This is a genomic window from Rhodococcus sp. WY5, from assembly GCF_018588185.1.
GTDB classification, from domain to species: Bacteria; Actinomycetota; Actinomycetes; order Mycobacteriales; family Mycobacteriaceae; genus Rhodococcus_F; species Rhodococcus_F qingshengii.
On the sequence record NZ_JAAMPR010000001.1, the window covers coordinates 2,388,707 to 2,405,011 of the forward strand.

Here is a 16,305-nt window from a genome sequence, read left to right on the forward strand (position 1 = left end):
CATATGCGCCCGTTGCTGCATGTGTGCCGGAATTTTCCGTACGTCGAGGAAGAACAGCGATGTCGACTCCTGTCGAAGCAATAGAACCAACATCAGTCACGGAACCGAACCGTGAGCCGCGTCGGCCGTGGACTTCGAGTGCGACCACTGTCGGACTGCCGGTGCTTTCCGTGATCGCATTCTTGGCCCTGTGGCAGGTCGCTGCCGCGAGCGGCACCTGGAGTGAGACCTTCGTGCCGTTCCCGAGCACGGTCTGGCATGCCTTCGTCAACACGATGACCACGCACGACGGAGTGCGCGGCTACCAGGGTTACCTGCTCTGGGAGCACCTCTACATGACGCTGCGACGGGTGCTGGTCGGTGTGATCATCGGCGTCGGATTGGGCGTGATCCTCGGTTTGGCCATGGGATCGGTGACATGGCTGCGGAGCCTGCTCGAACCGTGGTTGACGTTCCTGCGCGCACTGCCGCCCCTGGCGTATTTCTTCCTGCTGGTGATCTGGCTGGGAATCGACGAGGCGCCGAAGATTACATTGCTGGCGCTCGCTGCTCTTCCGCCGGCAGCGGTGGCCACCACAGCTGCTGTGGTCGCGGCGCCGGTCGGACTGGTCGAAGCGGCCAGGGCCCTGGGAGCCTCACGGGCGCAAGTGATCCGGGACGTCGTCGTCCCGTCGGCCTTACCTGAAACTTTCACGGGCATTCGGCTGTCGGTAGGTATGGCGTACTCGTCGGTGGTCGCGGCCGAACTGTTCAACGGCGTCCCCGGAATCGGCGGAATGGTCAAGGATGCAAGCAATTACAACAACACACCGGTCGTGCTGGTGGGGATCTTTGCCATCGGATTCTCCGGCCTGATCATCGACGGACTGCTGCGGGCTGCAGAGCGCCGCGCCGTTCCCTGGAGGGGAAAAGTATGACTGACAATCAGAAACACGCCAGCAGCAATCTGAAGCGCAGCAGTAATTCGACGCCCAATGAAGGAAGGGCTGCCCGGACGGCGTTCACGGTGCTGATCGGCGTCCTTGCCCTTGTTCTCGGTGCGTGCTCGGTGGATCATTCGGGCCAGGATTCGTCCAAGGAAACAATCCGTATCGCTTACCAGTCGTTCCCGAGCGGCGACTTGATAGTCAAGAACAATCGCTGGCTCGAAGACGCACTGCCCGAGTACAACGTGAAGTGGACGAAGTTCGATTCGGGAGCCGACATCAACACCGCCTTCATCGCCGGTGAAATCGATTTCGGCGCAATCGGTTCGAGTCCGGTTGCTCGTGGACTCTCGGCACCGCTGAACATTCCGTACCAGGTCGCGTTTGTTCTCGACGTGGCCGGCGACAACGAAGCCCTGGTGGCGCGCAACGCAACCGGAATCAAGACCGTCGCAGATCTGCGCGGCAAGAAAGTGGCCACGGCATTCTCCTCGACCGCGCACTACAGTCTGCTGGCAGCGCTGAACCAGGCCGGACTCAGTGCCGACGACGTCCAGTTGGTGGATCTCCAGCCGCAAGCATCCCTCGCAGCCTGGCAGCGCGGTGACATCGATGCCGTCTACACCTGGCTGCCCACGCTCGACGAACTCCGTAAGGACGGAACACAGTTGATCGCCAGCCGTGAGCTCGCGACAGCAGGAAAGCCGACACTCGATCTTGGTGTGGTGTCGACTGCGTTTGCCAAGGATCACCCCGAGATCGTCGACACCTGGCGCCAGGTTCAGGCCCGCGCGCTCACGACGATCGCCACTGATCCGAACGCGGCAGCGGAAGCTGTTGCCGCACAATTAGGCGCCTCGAAGGACGACGCGGCAGCGCAGTTGAAACAGGGTGTGTTCCTCACTCCGGAGCAGATCTCTTCGCCGGAATGGTTGGGCACCGAGGGCGCTCCCGGGAATCTGGCAGTGAACCTGCAGAGTGCAGCGCAATTCCTGGCCGAGCAGAAGCAGATCGACAGTGTGCCTGATCTGGCGGTCTTTCAGAATGCTCTCTATGTGAAGGGGCTTCCCGATGTCCTTGACCAGTAGCGTGACCGCACAGCAGGCCTCGGGAGGATTCGCTGCCGACCGCCCGGGCGCGATCCGAATCGACACCGTCTCGCACAGGTACGGCCACGGTCGAGAGTCCGTCACGGCACTCGGGCCCGTATCGATCGACGTCACACCTGGTGAGTTTCTGGTTCTCGTCGGAGCGTCGGGTTGCGGCAAGAGCACATTGCTGCGGCTGATCGCGGGTTTCGAAAATCCCTCCAGTGGAACGGTTCAAGTCTCCGGATCCGATCCGATTCCCGGGTCGAGTGCGGGAGTGGTGTTTCAGCAGCCACGGCTCTTTCCGTGGAAATCGGTGGGCGGCAACATCGATCTGGCACTCAAATACGCCGGCGTTGCGAAGAGCGAACGCGGGCAAAGGCGTGACGAGCTTCTCGACCGCGTCGGTCTGGTCGGCACTGCGGACCGGCGTATCTGGGAAATCTCCGGCGGGCAGCAGCAGCGGGTGGCAATTGCTCGTGCCTTGGCGGCGGAAACGTCGTTGCTCCTGTTGGACGAACCCTTTGCCGCGCTGGACGCCCTCACTCGCGAGCGTCTGCAGGAGGACCTGCGCAGTGTCAGTGCCGAATCGGGGCGAACAAGTGTCTTCGTCACTCACAGTGCCGACGAGGCGGCCTTTCTCGGCTCCCGCGTCGTAGTTCTGACAAGCCGACCGGGCAAGGTCGCGCTCGACCTGAAAATCGATCTGCCACGAACCGGCGTCGATCCCGACGATCTCCGAGGCTCACCCGAATACGCGGCATTCCGAGCCGAAGTCGGCCATGCGGTCAAGGTTGCAGCTGCAGCGTAGGTACCCTGCGCGTCGACTACCAGGTGGCCGCGTCGATAATGGGAAGGAGAACGTGCAGGACACGACGAACAAGGAGTGGTCATGGCAACTGAGGTGGAGTCCGGTGACCTCGTGCAGGCAGCCGGCCATGCGGGTCCGTGGACGGTAGTCGAAGTTCGCCAGGGGATGGCGCTGCTCGAACACAGTGACGGGCACAGGTTGTCGCGTCGAACGACGACGTTGACCGTCGTCCGCAAGGGCTCGGGCAAGAAGGCAACGGCCGTCGAAGACGGGAACGACGAAAACGGATCGCCAACTCTGTTCGACTGAAACCGCAGCTCGACTGAAACCGCAGCTCGACTGATCTTCCGTCAGTTCGAGACGGCGTCAGCTGGAGAAAATGTCGTCTACGCGTTTGTCGAAGTATTCGGCGATTCGGAACGCCAGTGACAGACGCGGGTCGAAGTGTCCCTTCTCGATCGAGATGACGGTCTGGCGTGTGATGCCGAGCGCGTCGGCGCACGCTTGCTGTGACAATCCGGCTGCCGTACGAAGTTCTTGAAGGTTGTTGCGCATCAGATCTCGTCAGATCTCGATTGTGGGGTGCGGTCCCTCGACACTGCCCAGTACCGGATTCCGAAGTCGGCCAGCCCGAGGGCTGTAAACATTACGAGCGGCAGTTCGGGAGCGCCGAAGACATTGTGCGCGATCAGCGCGATCCCCATGGCAGTGATCAAGTCGGTGAACGCGCCGAAGCCGGCCTTGCGACTCCATTCTGTTTCGACGGTGTCCTCGGGGTAGGCGGGGGCCTTGTCGTTCTCCGATGGAAAAAGGGCCCACGCCGACCCGATACAAGCCGGTGCCATGACGATTGCGAAGACGATGAAGGCCAACGTCTTCCGATCATCGGCGGTCGATGCTGCAAAAAAGCTGAAGGCTAGCGTTGCTGCGACGCCGATACCGATGATCAGGCTCCACCGTGCCGTGGTGCTCATGAAGCCTCCCAGGTGTAAGAGTTCTTTGACATGCCTGAGCGTAGGTTTACGTGCGCTGGATGTCAAAGAACTCTTACATCGCGCTGAGGGTCAAGCGACCCCGAAAGGCGCTGCGTATGAAAACTTCCCCGTCTGATCGGGGCGGTGCGTGGTGAGGGTCCTGATCTGAAAGTGCTCGCCCCACTCGGCTTCCGGAGAATCGATCCCGGCGTCCGTGCTGGTGACGAACCCGAACTGCGGGTAGTACTCGGTGCTGCCCAGGAGGGCGAGCAGTGGCACGTCCAGAGCGTCGGACGCACCGATCACCGCGTGCATCAGCGCCGAACCGACGCCGCTGCGTTGGTTGTCCGGTGTGACTGCCAACGGGCCGAGGCCAACCGCCTCAACGGGACCGACCCATCCGCGTGTTCCGATCACGAAACCAACGATCTCATCACCGGCGACGGCGACAAGGGACAACTTCGGTAAGCAGTCGTTCGAGGCGAAGAGCTGACGTGTCAGTTCGATCTCGTAGGGAGACTCGCCGGGCGGCGCTTGGTCGGCAAACGCCGCCCCGAGCAGTGAATAGATTGCGTCACGGTCGGAAGAAGTTTCGCGGCGGATGTACATGGCCACGAAACTACCCGCTTCATCTCCGATCGTGCTCCTCGTTTTCGGCCTGACGTGCCACTCGCTTTTCGTAATCCGCACGCCCGTTCGGATCTACCGATGTCAGCGCGCGGCGATCGTCGATCACCCGGCGTCCGATGTTGATCATCCATTCGGGTACTACAGCGTCGATGAGGTCCCAGCCCGCAAGGTAACGCGGAACAGTAGTTTCGGCTCGCCGGTGCGCGACCGTGTCGACGACAGCTTTGGCCACGACCTCGGGTTCAACCGTCGGCATGCCCTTTCCGAGTGGCACACCGGAGGAGAGCCCGGTGCGCACCGCGCTGGGCAGGATGGCGCTGACGCTGACGCCGGAATCTGCGAATTCGACACGAGCAGAGGCGGAAAGGCCCACCGCACCGAACTTGCTTGCGTTGTACACGGCCATTCCTGGCACCGGTAGCTTGCCTGCCATGGATGCGATGTTGACGACGTGGCCGCGTCGCCGATCCACCATGCCGGGCAGCACGGTGCGCATCCCGTGAATCGGGCCCCAGACATTGACGTCGAGGGTTACTCGACTGGTGGCGTCGGACTCGTCGAGGAAGCTGCCGAGCGGCATCACGCCCGCATTGTTGACCAGAATGTCGATGTGACCGAATTCGCCGATCACTGTGGAGACGAACACATCCCAGGATTCGCGTGAGGTGACGTCCAGAGCGTACCCGCGGGCCCGTGCGCCGATGGATGCGGCGGTGTCGACGGCCGTCTCCTCGTCGAGGTCGCCGACGCAGACGAGTGCGCCGCGAGCTGCGAACAACTCCGCTGTGGCCCGGCCGATTCCGCGGCCACCTCCGGAGATGACGACGACTGCTCCGTCGAGATCGATCGGCGGGTAGGTGGTGCCGAAAAGGCTCATGTGGTGTACTCCGGTTCGGGGGTGGTGGTGGGCTCAGCGGCGGTGTCGTCTGACGCAGGGTTGTCGGACAGCGTGTGGTTGTAGGCGTATGGATCGAAGGCCCGTAGCCGTCGACGCATGGCTCCTGACGACCACGGCCAGTTGAAGCTGTTGCGGCCGTTGACGTCGAAGAAATAGCTTTCGCAACCACCGGCGTTGTAGACCGTGGTACCCAATGCCTCCTGAACTTGAGAGTTGAAGGCTGCCTGTACTTCCGGGCGCACGTCGATGGTTTTCCAGCCGTGCCGACGAGCGTGGCCGATCGCCTGTGCCACATAGTTCAGTTGGGCTTCCAGAATCATGAAGGCCGACGTGTGTCCGGTGCCGAGGCTCGGGCCCAGCAGAATGAACGCGTTGGGGAATCCGCTGACGGCGGAACCGAAGTACGCCCGCGGGCTTCCCTGCCAATGATCGTCGAGTGATCGACCTTCTCCGTCGAATACCTTTGATGCAATGGGCATGTCGAGGATGTGGAAGCCCGTTCCGAAGATGATCGCGTCCACTTCCGATTCCACTCCGTCGGCTCCGATCACGGTGTTGCCGTGGATCTCTTCGACTGCGTTGGCATGGACGGTCACGTTGGGTCTGCCGAGGGCCGGGTAGTACGAGTTCGACATGAGTAGTCGCTTGCAACCGAGGGTGTAGTCGGGAGTCAGCGCCTTGCGTAGCTTCGGATCGCGCACCTGCAAGCGCAATTGGGCCGACCCGAGTTTCTGCACGATACGCAGGATCCACGGATTGCGGAACCCCAATCCAAGCGCTTCCATGATTCCGTATTCGATGCTGCGTAGAGCCTTGTGCGCTCCCGGTACGAATCGCATGACGGACCTTTCGATCCGCGGTACGTAGTGATCGGGTTTGGGAAGGACCCATTGAGCTGTGCGTTGGTAAAGGTGAAGGGCGGACACGTCGGAGACGATGCGCGGCACGAATTGGACTGCGGAAGCGCCGGTACCTACGACGGCGACGCGCTTTCCGGTCAAGTCGTAGTCGTGATTCCACTGCGAGGAATGAAACACCTCGCCCTCGAACGTTTCCAGCCCGGGGATCGCCGGCGTCAAGGGTTCGTTCCACGGGCCGGCGGCGGCTATCACGAAACGAGCAGTGAGTTCACCGCTGGAAGTTGTTATCTTCCAAAGTGATTGCGATGCGTCCCACTGTGCGGAGAGCATTTCGACCCCGAAGCGAACGTGCTTGTCGACCCCGTGGCGGACGGCCGTGTCCTCGATGTACTCGCGGATCTCCGGCTGCTCCGCGAACAGTCGGGTCCAATCCGGATTGGCGGCAAAGGAATACGAGTACAGGCCGGACGGAACGTCGCAGGCACAACCGGGATAGGTGTTGGCGCGCCAGGTGCCGCCGAGGGAGTCCGCTTTCTCGAGCAGGACAAAATTGTCGATCCCGAGGCGCTGCAGGTGAATTGCGGCACCGATCCCGGAGATCCCGCCACCGATGATCACGACCTCGAAGTGGTCAGTTCTGTTGTTCACTGAGTCTGCGCTTTCACTGGTGGGACGGGGTGGAGTGGAACGGGCGCGCATCGAGTTCGCGTTTCACGCTCGCACGTGTTGTACGTAGGGATGATTCGAAGGTGGCGAGCCGCCGTCGGCCGTCCATGAAGTTGGCGCCCATGACGGCGAGATCGTCGTCGGTGGCGTCTATGCGCAAGACCCTGGTTCCCGCAGCGCGCACCAGTTCGATTTCCCGGTCGAGGCCCTTGGACATGGAGTTCCGCAGGGCGCCGCGTTCGATACGGGCGGCGCCGCGCGCCGGCTTCAGTGTTCGAGATGCCATGGGCGCCAGTACAACCAGCTCGTCGAGTTCGAGGGGGAGCAGGAGGTCTACCGATGCCGTGGACGCCGCGCCGCCGTCGATGTACCTGACGCCGTCGATGGTGACAGGTGGGAACCAGCCGGGAATCGCCCAAGACGCTCGAAGCGCTTCACCGACTGTCGCTTTCGGAGCCCCCTGTGCCCCGAACGCGACCCGTCGCCCGGTTCTGTAGTCCATGGATACCATGTACGCGCACGGATGTGGGAGCCACGAATCGCCAGGGGCAAGAGATTCGGCGAGCGTGGTGAGCCAGGACGGGTCGCCGCCACCACGCGGTGCGATACCGCTCATCCGGCTCAGAACGGGAAGATCTCGACGTGTCACCAGTCGTGGATTGCCGATCCCCAAACTCGGAAGTGGCGGGATTCTTCCGGGCGCCGATGCTGTGTGGGCGAGGAGTTCGGGACGTGCGGCGGGCTCTCCGAGTTGCATGGCTACCAACTCGTCGACGCCGACTCCGCTGCCGAGCATTGTCACGAACTCGGCTCCGGCGGACGTGCCGATGATGGCGGTGGCTTCGCGGGGATCCCAGTCGAGGGCGTCCCGAACCGAGGCGAGGGCAGCAACGGTCCAGGCGAAGCCGAGGGTGCCGCCGCATCCGATTGCCAATCCCCGTCTAGGCGCGCTGTGTCGTCCGGACCCGGGCGCGGTGGTGCCGGTCACTTCTGAAGTCATATTTCGGAGACTATCAGTATCTGAATAACGTGGGTACCCCAAATTTGGGTTTCGGGAGTGCGCCTGCGGTGCGCTTCCGGTATTCGGCTACCGTTGGAATCTCGATACTCAGAACCGCGAGGAGGTTCCGATGGCGCGATTGACCAGGCAGGAAGCGCAGGCGATGACCCGCGAGACCTTGTTGGCGACGGCCGTCGAACATTTCCTCGATCGCGGGTACGCCGCCGCGTCGCTCGATCAGATCGCTGAGGATGCCGGTTATTCCAAAGGTGCGGTGTACTCGAACTTCAAGAACAAGGACGAGTTGTGCGCCGAGGTGCTCGGCCGAATCAGGTTGACCAAGGTCGGCGAGATCACCTCACAGCTCGGAGCCAATTCGACGCTCGACGAGGCGGTGGCCGAGTTCGCGCGATGGGCCGAGCGAACCATCGGGGACAAGAGATGGACGTTGCTCGAAGTCGAGTTCTCGGTGCGATCGCGGCACAGCGAAGAGATCCGCGAAAAGATCGCGACGGGTGCCGATCAGGTGCGCGGATTGATTGCCGGAGTGGTGCAACATCTTGCCGAGTCCAACGGCGTGACGCCGGCACTGGACCCGAACGCCGCGGCACTGCGCATACTCAGCGTCGGAATCGGTTTGGGGCTACAGCGTGCGATCAGCCCTGAGCTGCCGGTTGATCCGCTGGTGGATACGTTGCGGGAGATTTTGCTGGGTGGGTGAGTAGAACGCGGAGCATTCCGCCGATCTCGGCGACGGCGGTGCGCGAACCCACGCTCGGTCCCAGAACGTTGACGAAGCCGTGGATGAACCCGCGATAGCGTCGATCGGTCACGTGAACACCGTTGTCGCGCAATCGAGCTGCGTAGGCTTCGCCTTCGTCCCGGAGTGGATCGAATCCCGCCGTGATCACGATGGCCGGCGGCAGTCCGGTCGCGTCGGGGGCGCGTAGCGGCGACACCATCGGATCGAGTCGATCGGCATTGCTGCCGAGGAAGCTGGACTCGTAGAAGTTCATGTTGGCCTCGGTCAGGAAGAAACCTTCACCGAACGTCGTTCGCGAGGGGGCCTTCTCGTGAAAGTCGGTCGCGGGGTAGATCAACAGCTGCGCCGCCGGTGGGGTCTTGCCGTCGTCGCGGGCACGCAGCGCGACCGTTGCGGAAAGATGCCCGCCCGCGCTGTCGCCCCCGACAGCGATGCGCGTCGGGTCTGCGCAGAACTCGTCGGCGCGGTCGACGATATCGAGGTATGCGGCGTAGGCATCGTGTACCGGTGTGGGGAAAGCGAATTCGGGTGAGAGCCGGTAGTCGACCGAGATGACCCGTGCGCCGGAGGTTTCGGCCAACAGGCGGCACGGGGCATCGTGGGATTCGATGCTGCCCTGTACCCACCCGCCGCCGTGGAAGTAGACGAGCAGAGCGCCTGTGTCGGCTGTCGGGACGTAGAGCCGGGCGCGAAGCGGGCCGTCGGCACCCGAAACGGAGATCTCCTCGGTGTGGACGGGCGTGGGCCTGCCGCCCATCATGATCGCGGTTCGGGTGAGATTGGCGCGAGCAGCGGCGAGTGACTGGGGATCGGTTGAATGCGAGGGGAGTGGCCGCGTCTTCGCGAGCGTGAGCAGAAGGTGTGCGTCGGCGTCGAGCGTGTTGCCCTCGATGACGACGGGTGGTCCGGTGATTCGACGTTTCACCGCGCTGGGCAGTGCGAATGCGGCTGCCACCAAGGATGCTTCGGCGCGATCTCGAATGCTGCGGCTGCTGGCCTGCTTCACGGATTCCGACACGTGGCGCAGACTACCAAGCATGACTACTGCGGCACTGTCGATCACGCAGATCGAGAACACACATCTGGTTCGGTGCGGTCACGCCAATTGGGTCCTGGTCGAAGAGGGGTCCGATCTGACCTTGATCGACGGCGGATATCCGGCCAACGGCACCGACGTCGAACGCTCGATCGAACAGATCGGTCACCAGCTCGGGGATGTTCGGGCAATTCTCGTCACTCACGCGCACATCGATCACATCGGTGGGATCGCGGACATCGTGACTCGGCTCGAGGTTCCGGTCCTGATGGATCCGTTGGAAGTGCCTCATGCGAAGCGGGAGTATCTGCAACAGTTGTCGCCGGCCGGAGTTCCGTTGCTGTTGTGGCGGCGAGGTGCTCCGAAATGGCTTCGCGACGTGATCGGAGTCGGCGCGTTGAAAGGTGCGGAACTGCCTCGGGCACAGTCCTTTGCGTCCGGTGGTGCGCTGGACGTTCCCGGTCGGATCGTGCCGATTCCCACTCATGGGCATACCGACGGCCACAGCGCTTACCTTGTTCCCGACGCAGGAGTGATCGCGTCGGGTGACGCTCTGGTGACCGGACACGCGACGTCGAGCGTTGCCGGACCACAATTTCTGGTGTGCCCCTTCAATCATGACCGTGAAGCGACCGACCAGGCGTTGGACAATATCGCCGCTGCACCTGCCGGCGTGCTGTTTCCCGGACACGGTCCGGTTTACGAGGGCAGCATGACTGCCGCGGTCGAACAGGCCCGAGCGGGTCGGACAAGGATGCGTCCATGACTACTGTCGAAACGGTCGACGAAGGTGCGGTGCACGGTTTCCTTCATCGACCTGCTTCTGTGTCCTTCGCGTCGCCCGTCGCCACGCTTGCACTGACTCACGGCGCAGGAAGTAACTGCGACACCGTGCTGTTGCGTGCTGTTGCCGACGGCTTTGCTGCGGCAGGAGTGCAAGTTCTGCGCTTCGATCTCGCGTTTCGGGTGCGTCGAGCTTCGGGGCCTCCGCATCCGTCGCGTGCTGCAGAGGATCGCGCGGGCATTGCCGAGGTGATTGCTGCTGTTCGCAAGGACTACGCGGTGCCCGGACCCGTTCTGCTCGGCGGACATTCGTACGGCGGTCGGCAGGCGTCGATGCTTGCGGCGGAGAACCCGGGACTTGTCGACGGCCTGGTCCTTCTCTCCTATCCACTGCATCCACCGAAGAAGCCCGAGAAGCTCAGAACCGAACACCTGCCCGACCTGAACACACCGACCGTTGTCGTCCACGGTTCGAAGGACGAGTTCGCGACAACGGAGGAGATGCGGGCAGCACTCGCCTTGATTCCCGCCGCGACGCGTCTGGTGGAGTTCGAAGGAGCTCGACACGACTTGTCCGTGGTGAAATTTCCGGTGGTGGAGGAGACAGTCGCGGCCGCATCGGCGGTGTTTGCGTTCTGAACGCCCAGCGGGCGGTTGCCCGTGTCGGTGGTTCCTGGTGAGATCGAACCATGAGTGCTCAGCCGTATCAGCCCAGTGCCCTGTCCGACGTCACGGTGAGCGTCGACGGTGACGACACAGTCGTCAGCTTTCCTCGGGTTCTGCCGTATTCCGTCGAGAAGGTGTGGGAGGCGATCACCGACCCGGAGATGTTGGCGCAATGGACGCCGTACACCGCCGATCGGAACCTGAGCCGTACCGGTGATGCGGTGATCACCATGCTCACCGAGGACGGCGCCCCCGAAATGTCGCTGCCGGTCACCGTTCACGTCGTGGAGACCACTCGGCGGCTCGAACACGAGTGGGGCCCGGACGAATTGGTGTGGGACCTGACCCCGATCGAAGGCGGTACCCGCGTCGTGCTGACGCAGAGGTCGCGCGCCGAGGGGATGGCGTCGGCGCTCGCTGCGGGGTGGCATCTGTGCTTCGACGTACTCGATGCCCTTTTGGCAGGCGAGCCCTTCGGACCGATCGTGGGTGAACGGGCGCGCGAGTACGGCTGGGACGCACTCAACTCCGGTTACGCGCGACAGTTGGGCATCGACGAATCTCAGGTCTGGTAGCTGCTCAGAGTTTGCGACTGGCAGGCTTTCTGGTGGAGGCTCGCGCGATCAGTTCGACGGGAAGCTTCACGGATTCGACGTTCTTGCCGGAGATCAGTGCGAGTAGGTGCTCGAGCCCGGTCGCTCCGATCTTTCGGGCGGGGGACCTGACCGTCGTCAGGGGCACCGGGAGTTGGGAGACAACCGGAATGTCGTTGTAGCCGACCAACGCAAGATCGTCGGGAATGCTCAACCCGAGATCACGGGCCACACCGAGTACGCCGATCGCGATGGTGTCGCTCACCGTGAAAACGGCGTCAGGGCGCGTGTTCCCGCTGAGCAGTGTGGCCGCCGCATCGACACCCCCTTGAACTTCGAACTCGGACGCCACTATTCGGTTCGGCGGCAGTTCCAGACCGGCTTCGGCCAGGGCATCGCGGAAACCCGCGACGCGTTCCCTCGACGTGCTGGCGTGATCCGGCCCCGCGATCACTCCGAGATCGCGATAGCCGCAGTCCAGTAGATGCTTCCCCGCGAGGTAGCCGCCGAGGCGGTCGTCGCCGCTGACAAAGGGAAGGCTTCGGTTGACGGATGACGTCGCCGAGTCGATGTGCCGGTTCAGCAGCAGGATCGGCAGTGAGCGCAGGGGGAGCGAGTCGACGAAATCGGTACCCGGCAGGTGAATGCTGCTCAGCATGAGACCGTCGACCTGTCGGCTCACCAGGAACTCGACCGCTTTGCGTTGCGCTTCCAGATCGTCGGGCGGGCTGGAGAGCAAGACGGAGTACCCGGCTGCGGTGGCGGCTTCCTCGATGCCTTGGAACATGGTGGCCACTACAACGTCTGTCAGTCTCGGCATCACGACGCCGATGGTGGTGGTCTTGCGGGTACGCAGGCTGGCTGCCCACAGGTTCGGTTGGTAACCGAGTTCCTCGGCAACCTGACGAACCCGGAGTGCGGAGTCGGACCAGCCGTCGGCGGGCTCGGGCTGACGGAGGACCCGCGACGCCGTCGAGATGTGGACCCCGGCCTGGTCGGCGATTTCGCGCAGCGTCGGCGGACGGCCGTTGCTGCGGTTCGACGGATCGGGCGTCATCTGCGTCGTGGCTCCTGGTGTGCGTCGGTTCTGAGTTGGTTCGGTGTCGGTCGGCTGTTCGGGGATTGACGGGTGCGCAACCGGGCTCTACTCTAGGCGATGCAAACGATTGCGCAATCGTTCTCGCAAAGGATTGCGCCCGAGAACACTGGAGGCCCCGTGACCACGCCGCAGTCCCTGTCCGAGCTTTTTGCCATCGACACCCTGCTGGACGCCGAGGAGATCGCGATCCGCGACACGGTCCGCAAGATGGTCGACGATCGCATTCGCCCGCACGTAGGTGAATGGTTCGAAGCGGCAGCACTGCCGGCTCGTGAGCTGGCCAAGGAACTGGGCGCGCTCGGCGTACTGGGCATGCACCTCGAGGGCTACGGCTGTGCCGGGATGAGCGCCACGGCGTACGGGTTGGCCTGCCAGGAACTCGAAGCTGTCGATTCGGGCATTCGCAGCCTCGTCTCGGTCCAGGGCTCGCTCGCCATGTTCGCGATCCACCACAACGGAAGTGAAGAGCAGAAGGAAGAATGGCTCCCGCGAATGGCGGCGGGTGAAGCCATCGGCTGCTTCGGTCTCACGGAACCCGATTTCGGATCCAACCCCGGCGGTATGCGAACCAACGCCAAGCGCGACGGCGACGACTGGATCCTCAACGGCACCAAGATGTGGATCACCAACGGCTCCATCGCGGACGTCGCCGTGGTCTGGGCTCGAACCGACGACGGCGTGCGCGGATTTGTCGTTCCCACCGACACTCCGGGATTCTCCGCCCCCGAGATCAAGAACAAGATGTCGCTTCGGGCGTCGGTCACCTCGGAACTGGTGCTCGAGGACGTGCGTCTGCCTGCCTCGGCGATGCTGCCCAAGGCTCGCGGACTGTCCGGCCCGCTCGGCTGCCTCAACGAGGCACGCTTCGGCATCATCTTCGGGGCAATGGGTGCAGCACGTGACTGCCTCGAGACTGCGATCTCATATGCACGTGATCGCAAGGTCTTCGACAAGTCGCTCGCCGCGTATCAGATCACCCAGGCCAAGATCGCCGACATGGCAGTCGAATTGGGCAAGGGGCAGTTGCTCGCCATCCACCTCGGGCGCCTCAAGGACGCCGGGACGGTTCGCCCCGAGCAGGTCAGCACCGGCAAGCTCAACAATGTCCGCGAGGCCATCAAGATCGCCCGTGAATGCCGAACCATTCTGGGCGCCAACGGCATCACGCTCGAGTACCCCGTGATCCGGCACGCCAACAACCTCGAATCCGTTCTCACCTACGAGGGCACGTCCGAGGTTCACCAGCTCGTGATCGGCCGCGCTCTCACCGGTGAAGAAGCTTTCCGGTGACGGCAGACGCTGTCGGAGCGCTCGACGGGTTGGTGATCGCTGATTTCGGCCGCGTCCTCGCCGGTCCGTACGCCACGATGATTCTCGCCGACCTGGGTGCCGAGGTCGTCAAGATCGAGCGGCCGGGTGTCGGTGACGACACTCGCAGCTGGGGCCCACCGTGGGTGGGGGACGAGTCGAGCTACTTTCTGTCGGTGAACCGCAACAAGAAGTCGGTCACTCTGGACCTGCGCGAGCGCGAGGATCTGGAGGGTGCACGCGAGCTGGTTCGCAATGCGGACGTCGTGGTGCAGAACTTCCTGCCGGGAACGATGGACCGTCTGGGGCTGGGCTACGACGCTGTCCGAGAAATGAATCCGCGTGCGGTCTACTGCTCGATCAGCGGCTTCGGTGGCAACAACTCTCTGCCGGGATACGACCTGTTGATTCAGGCGGTCGGCGGATTGATGAGTATCACCGGACCCGATCCCAAGACTCCCACCAAGGTCGGTGTCGCGGTGGTCGACGTCATCACCGGCCTGCATGCCAGCGTGGGAATCCTTGCAGCGCTGCGCCATCGCGATCGCACAGGCGAAGGGCAGCACGTCGAGGTCAATCTGTTGTCCTCGTTGCTGTCCGCACTGGCCAACCAGTCGTCCGGCTACGTGGCCGCGGGCGTGGTGCCGCAGGCAATGGGCAACCGGCATCCGAGCATCGCACCATACGAGGTATTCGACACCGCGGACCGTCCGCTGGTCCTCGCGGTCGGCAATGATCGGCAATTCAGTTCGTTGACAGAGGTTCTCGGAGTTTCCGAACTTGCCGCTGATGCGCGTTTCGCGTCCAACAGCGACAGGGTTGCGCATCGAGAAGAACTGTTCGACGCCGTCACTGCTGCATTGGCCAAGGGCTCTGCGGACTCGTGGTTCGAGGCACTGACCGAGCGAGGTGTTCCGTGTGGGCCTCTCAACGACATCGCCGACGCGATAGCGCTGGCGGAACGGCTGAATCTCGATCCGGTGGTGTCCATCGACGACCCGCGTCGCGATGCACCGACTCGGCAGGTAGCCAATCCGATTCGGATGAGCGGCACGCCGGCAACCTATCGGTCGGCCCCGCCGCGGTTGGGGGAGGACAGCGTTCCCACTCCGTCCGGAGTCAGTTGACCCAAGCGAATCGGCCACCGGAATACCGGTGGCCGATCTGCGTGTGTGGCCGACTCAGCTGACCTTCAAGACCAGCTTTCCGGTGTTCGCTCCGGCGAAGAGAAGATTGAGGCTGTCGCCGAACGCGTCGATACCGCCGTCGACGACGTGCTCGCGAGCAGTCAATTCGCCACTCTTGATCCACTTTCCGATCTGCTCTTGTGCTTCTGCGTAGCGATCGAGGTAGTCGAAGACCACGAAGCCGGCCATCGTGGCGCGGTTGACGAGAAGTGACAGGTAGTGAGCAGGGCCTGGCTGAGGTTCGGTGGCGTTGTAGCCCGCGATGGCGCCGCAGATGACCACCCGAGCGCCGAGGCGCAGACGGGAGAGAGCGGCGTCGAGAATTTCTCCGCCGACGTTGTCGAAGTACACGTCGATTCCGTCGGGAGCGTTGGACTTGAGCGCCTTGTATACGGATTCGTTCTTGTAGTCGATGGCGACATCGAAGCCGAGGTCCTCGGTGAGCCACGCGCACTTCTCCGGACCGCCGGCGATGCCGATGACCTTGCATCCGTGAAGCTTTGCGATCTGGCCGACCAGACTGCCGACCGCACCCGCGGCACCGGACACGACGACGGTGTCACCGTCTTTCAGCTTTCCGACGTCGAGCAATCCGAAATACGCAGTGACGCCGGGGAATCCGAGAGCGCCGAGCCAGGTCGGTAGGGGAGCGATCGATTCGTCGACCCGAGTGACGTCTGTACCGTCGGAAACGCCGTACTCGGAAGCGCCGAAGGATCCGGCCACGATGTCCCCGACCTGGTAATCGGGGTGCTGTGATTCGGTGATGCGTCCGACGCCGTGGGCGCGCATGACGGAACCGAGCTTGACCGGCGGAACGTACGACTTGACGTCGTTGAGCCAACCGCGCATCGCGGGGTCGAGGGAGAGGTATTCGACCTTGACGACAAACTCGCCCGGTCCGGCGGACGGGATCTCGGCATCGACGTATTCCCAGGTGGAAGCGTCGGGAAGTCCTGTCGGGCGGGCGGCGAGGCGTACTTGGCGGTTGGTCATCTCTCCCCTTCGGCGAAACGA

The 16,305-nt window shown here is 63.1% G+C and carries 19 protein-coding genes; 10 read left to right on the plus strand and 9 right to left on the minus strand.

Going from position 1 to position 16,305, the window contains the following annotated elements:
* Positions 1-59: 59 nt before the first annotated feature.
* From G4D79_RS11140 to G4D79_RS11155, 4 genes are all read left to right on the plus strand, one after another.
* Positions 60-917, plus strand: coding sequence for an ABC transporter permease (locus tag G4D79_RS11140; RefSeq protein WP_099697833.1), 858 nt, complete (start codon positions 60-62; stop codon positions 915-917).
* The gene (locus tag G4D79_RS11145; RefSeq protein ID WP_099697832.1) at positions 914-2,014 is read left to right on the plus strand and encodes an aliphatic sulfonate ABC transporter substrate-binding protein; all 1,101 of its coding nucleotides are present in this window, start codon (positions 914-916) and stop codon (positions 2,012-2,014) included. Before G4D79_RS11140 ends, G4D79_RS11145 begins: the two co-directional genes overlap by 4 nt.
* The gene (locus tag G4D79_RS11150) at positions 1,998-2,825 is read left to right on the plus strand and encodes an ABC transporter ATP-binding protein (RefSeq protein WP_003940591.1); all 828 of its coding nucleotides are present in this window, start codon (positions 1,998-2,000) and stop codon (positions 2,823-2,825) included. The genes G4D79_RS11145 and G4D79_RS11150 overlap by 17 nt, the downstream gene beginning before the upstream one ends.
* A gap of 81 nt (positions 2,826-2,906) precedes the next feature.
* The gene (locus G4D79_RS11155; RefSeq protein ID WP_007733785.1) at positions 2,907-3,134 is read left to right on the plus strand and encodes a hypothetical protein; all 228 of its coding nucleotides are present in this window, start codon (positions 2,907-2,909) and stop codon (positions 3,132-3,134) included.
* Positions 3,135-3,191: 57 nt separating this feature from the next.
* Here the strand turns inward: G4D79_RS11155 and G4D79_RS11160 are convergent, their stop codons facing one another.
* The 6 genes from G4D79_RS11160 to G4D79_RS11185 form a co-directional block, all read right to left on the minus strand.
* Positions 3,192-3,380 carry a helix-turn-helix transcriptional regulator gene (locus tag G4D79_RS11160; protein ID WP_003940277.1) on the minus strand — a complete coding sequence of 63 codons (189 nt, stop codon included), beginning with the start codon at positions 3,378-3,380 and terminating at the stop codon, positions 3,192-3,194.
* On the minus strand, positions 3,380-3,799 hold the full coding sequence (locus tag G4D79_RS11165; RefSeq protein ID WP_054187716.1) for a hypothetical protein: 420 nt from the start codon (positions 3,797-3,799) through the stop codon (positions 3,380-3,382). The genes G4D79_RS11160 and G4D79_RS11165 overlap by 1 nt, the downstream gene beginning before the upstream one ends.
* Before the next feature lie 90 nt (positions 3,800-3,889).
* Positions 3,890-4,408, minus strand: coding sequence for a GNAT family N-acetyltransferase (locus G4D79_RS11170; RefSeq protein ID WP_099697831.1), 519 nt, complete (start codon positions 4,406-4,408; stop codon positions 3,890-3,892).
* A gap of 19 nt (positions 4,409-4,427) precedes the next feature.
* Positions 4,428-5,306: an SDR family oxidoreductase gene (locus tag G4D79_RS11175; RefSeq protein ID WP_007733788.1), complete on the minus strand. Its 879-nt coding sequence runs from the start codon at positions 5,304-5,306 to the stop codon at positions 4,428-4,430.
* On the minus strand, positions 5,303-6,835 hold the full coding sequence (locus tag G4D79_RS11180) for an NAD(P)/FAD-dependent oxidoreductase (RefSeq protein ID WP_007733790.1): 1,533 nt from the start codon (positions 6,833-6,835) through the stop codon (positions 5,303-5,305). Before G4D79_RS11180 ends, G4D79_RS11175 begins: the two co-directional genes overlap by 4 nt.
* Before the next feature lie 13 nt (positions 6,836-6,848).
* Complete coding sequence (locus tag G4D79_RS11185) at positions 6,849-7,853, minus strand: patatin-like phospholipase family protein (RefSeq protein ID WP_042451435.1); 1,005 nt, start codon at positions 7,851-7,853, stop codon at positions 6,849-6,851.
* A 130-nt stretch (positions 7,854-7,983) separates the two neighbouring features.
* On the opposite strand from G4D79_RS11185, the gene G4D79_RS11190 reads away from it, so the two are divergent.
* Complete coding sequence (locus tag G4D79_RS11190; RefSeq protein ID WP_099697830.1) at positions 7,984-8,574, plus strand: TetR/AcrR family transcriptional regulator; 591 nt, start codon at positions 7,984-7,986, stop codon at positions 8,572-8,574.
* Here G4D79_RS11190 and G4D79_RS11195 read toward each other — a convergent pair.
* Positions 8,510-9,634: an alpha/beta hydrolase gene (locus G4D79_RS11195; protein WP_228232235.1), complete on the minus strand. Its 1,125-nt coding sequence runs from the start codon at positions 9,632-9,634 to the stop codon at positions 8,510-8,512. The genes G4D79_RS11190 and G4D79_RS11195 overlap by 65 nt on opposite strands.
* A gap of 19 nt (positions 9,635-9,653) precedes the next feature.
* Here G4D79_RS11195 and G4D79_RS11200 point away from each other — a divergent pair, with 19 nt between their 5' ends.
* Genes G4D79_RS11200 through G4D79_RS11210 form a run of 3 tightly spaced genes read left to right on the plus strand, consistent with a single transcriptional unit; the run spans position 9,654 to position 11,676 of the window.
* Entirely contained in the window at positions 9,654-10,418 is a 765-nt protein-coding gene (locus G4D79_RS11200; RefSeq protein ID WP_003940355.1) for an MBL fold metallo-hydrolase, read from the plus strand.
* On the plus strand, positions 10,415-11,074 hold the full coding sequence (locus tag G4D79_RS11205; protein ID WP_099697829.1) for an alpha/beta fold hydrolase: 660 nt from the start codon (positions 10,415-10,417) through the stop codon (positions 11,072-11,074). Before G4D79_RS11200 ends, G4D79_RS11205 begins: the two co-directional genes overlap by 4 nt.
* Positions 11,075-11,124: 50 nt before the next feature.
* A complete protein-coding gene (locus G4D79_RS11210) occupies positions 11,125-11,676 on the plus strand; it encodes an SRPBCC family protein (protein ID WP_003940599.1) in 552 nt (183 codons plus the stop codon).
* Between the two features lie 4 nt (positions 11,677-11,680).
* Here the strand turns inward: G4D79_RS11210 and G4D79_RS11215 are convergent, their stop codons facing one another.
* The gene (locus tag G4D79_RS11215; protein ID WP_030535230.1) at positions 11,681-12,751 is read right to left on the minus strand and encodes a LacI family DNA-binding transcriptional regulator; all 1,071 of its coding nucleotides are present in this window, start codon (positions 12,749-12,751) and stop codon (positions 11,681-11,683) included.
* A gap of 159 nt (positions 12,752-12,910) precedes the next feature.
* On the opposite strand from G4D79_RS11215, the gene G4D79_RS11220 reads away from it, so the two are divergent.
* The gene (locus tag G4D79_RS11220; protein WP_003939770.1) at positions 12,911-14,083 is read left to right on the plus strand and encodes an acyl-CoA dehydrogenase family protein; all 1,173 of its coding nucleotides are present in this window, start codon (positions 12,911-12,913) and stop codon (positions 14,081-14,083) included.
* A complete protein-coding gene (locus G4D79_RS11225; RefSeq protein ID WP_099697828.1) occupies positions 14,080-15,228 on the plus strand; it encodes a CaiB/BaiF CoA-transferase family protein in 1,149 nt (382 codons plus the stop codon). Before G4D79_RS11220 ends, G4D79_RS11225 begins: the two co-directional genes overlap by 4 nt.
* A gap of 54 nt (positions 15,229-15,282) precedes the next feature.
* Here G4D79_RS11225 and G4D79_RS11230 read toward each other — a convergent pair whose 3' ends face one another.
* Positions 15,283-16,284 carry an NADP-dependent oxidoreductase gene (locus G4D79_RS11230; RefSeq protein WP_003939765.1) on the minus strand — a complete coding sequence of 334 codons (1,002 nt, stop codon included), beginning with the start codon at positions 16,282-16,284 and terminating at the stop codon, positions 15,283-15,285.
* Positions 16,285-16,305: the final 21 nt, after the last annotated feature.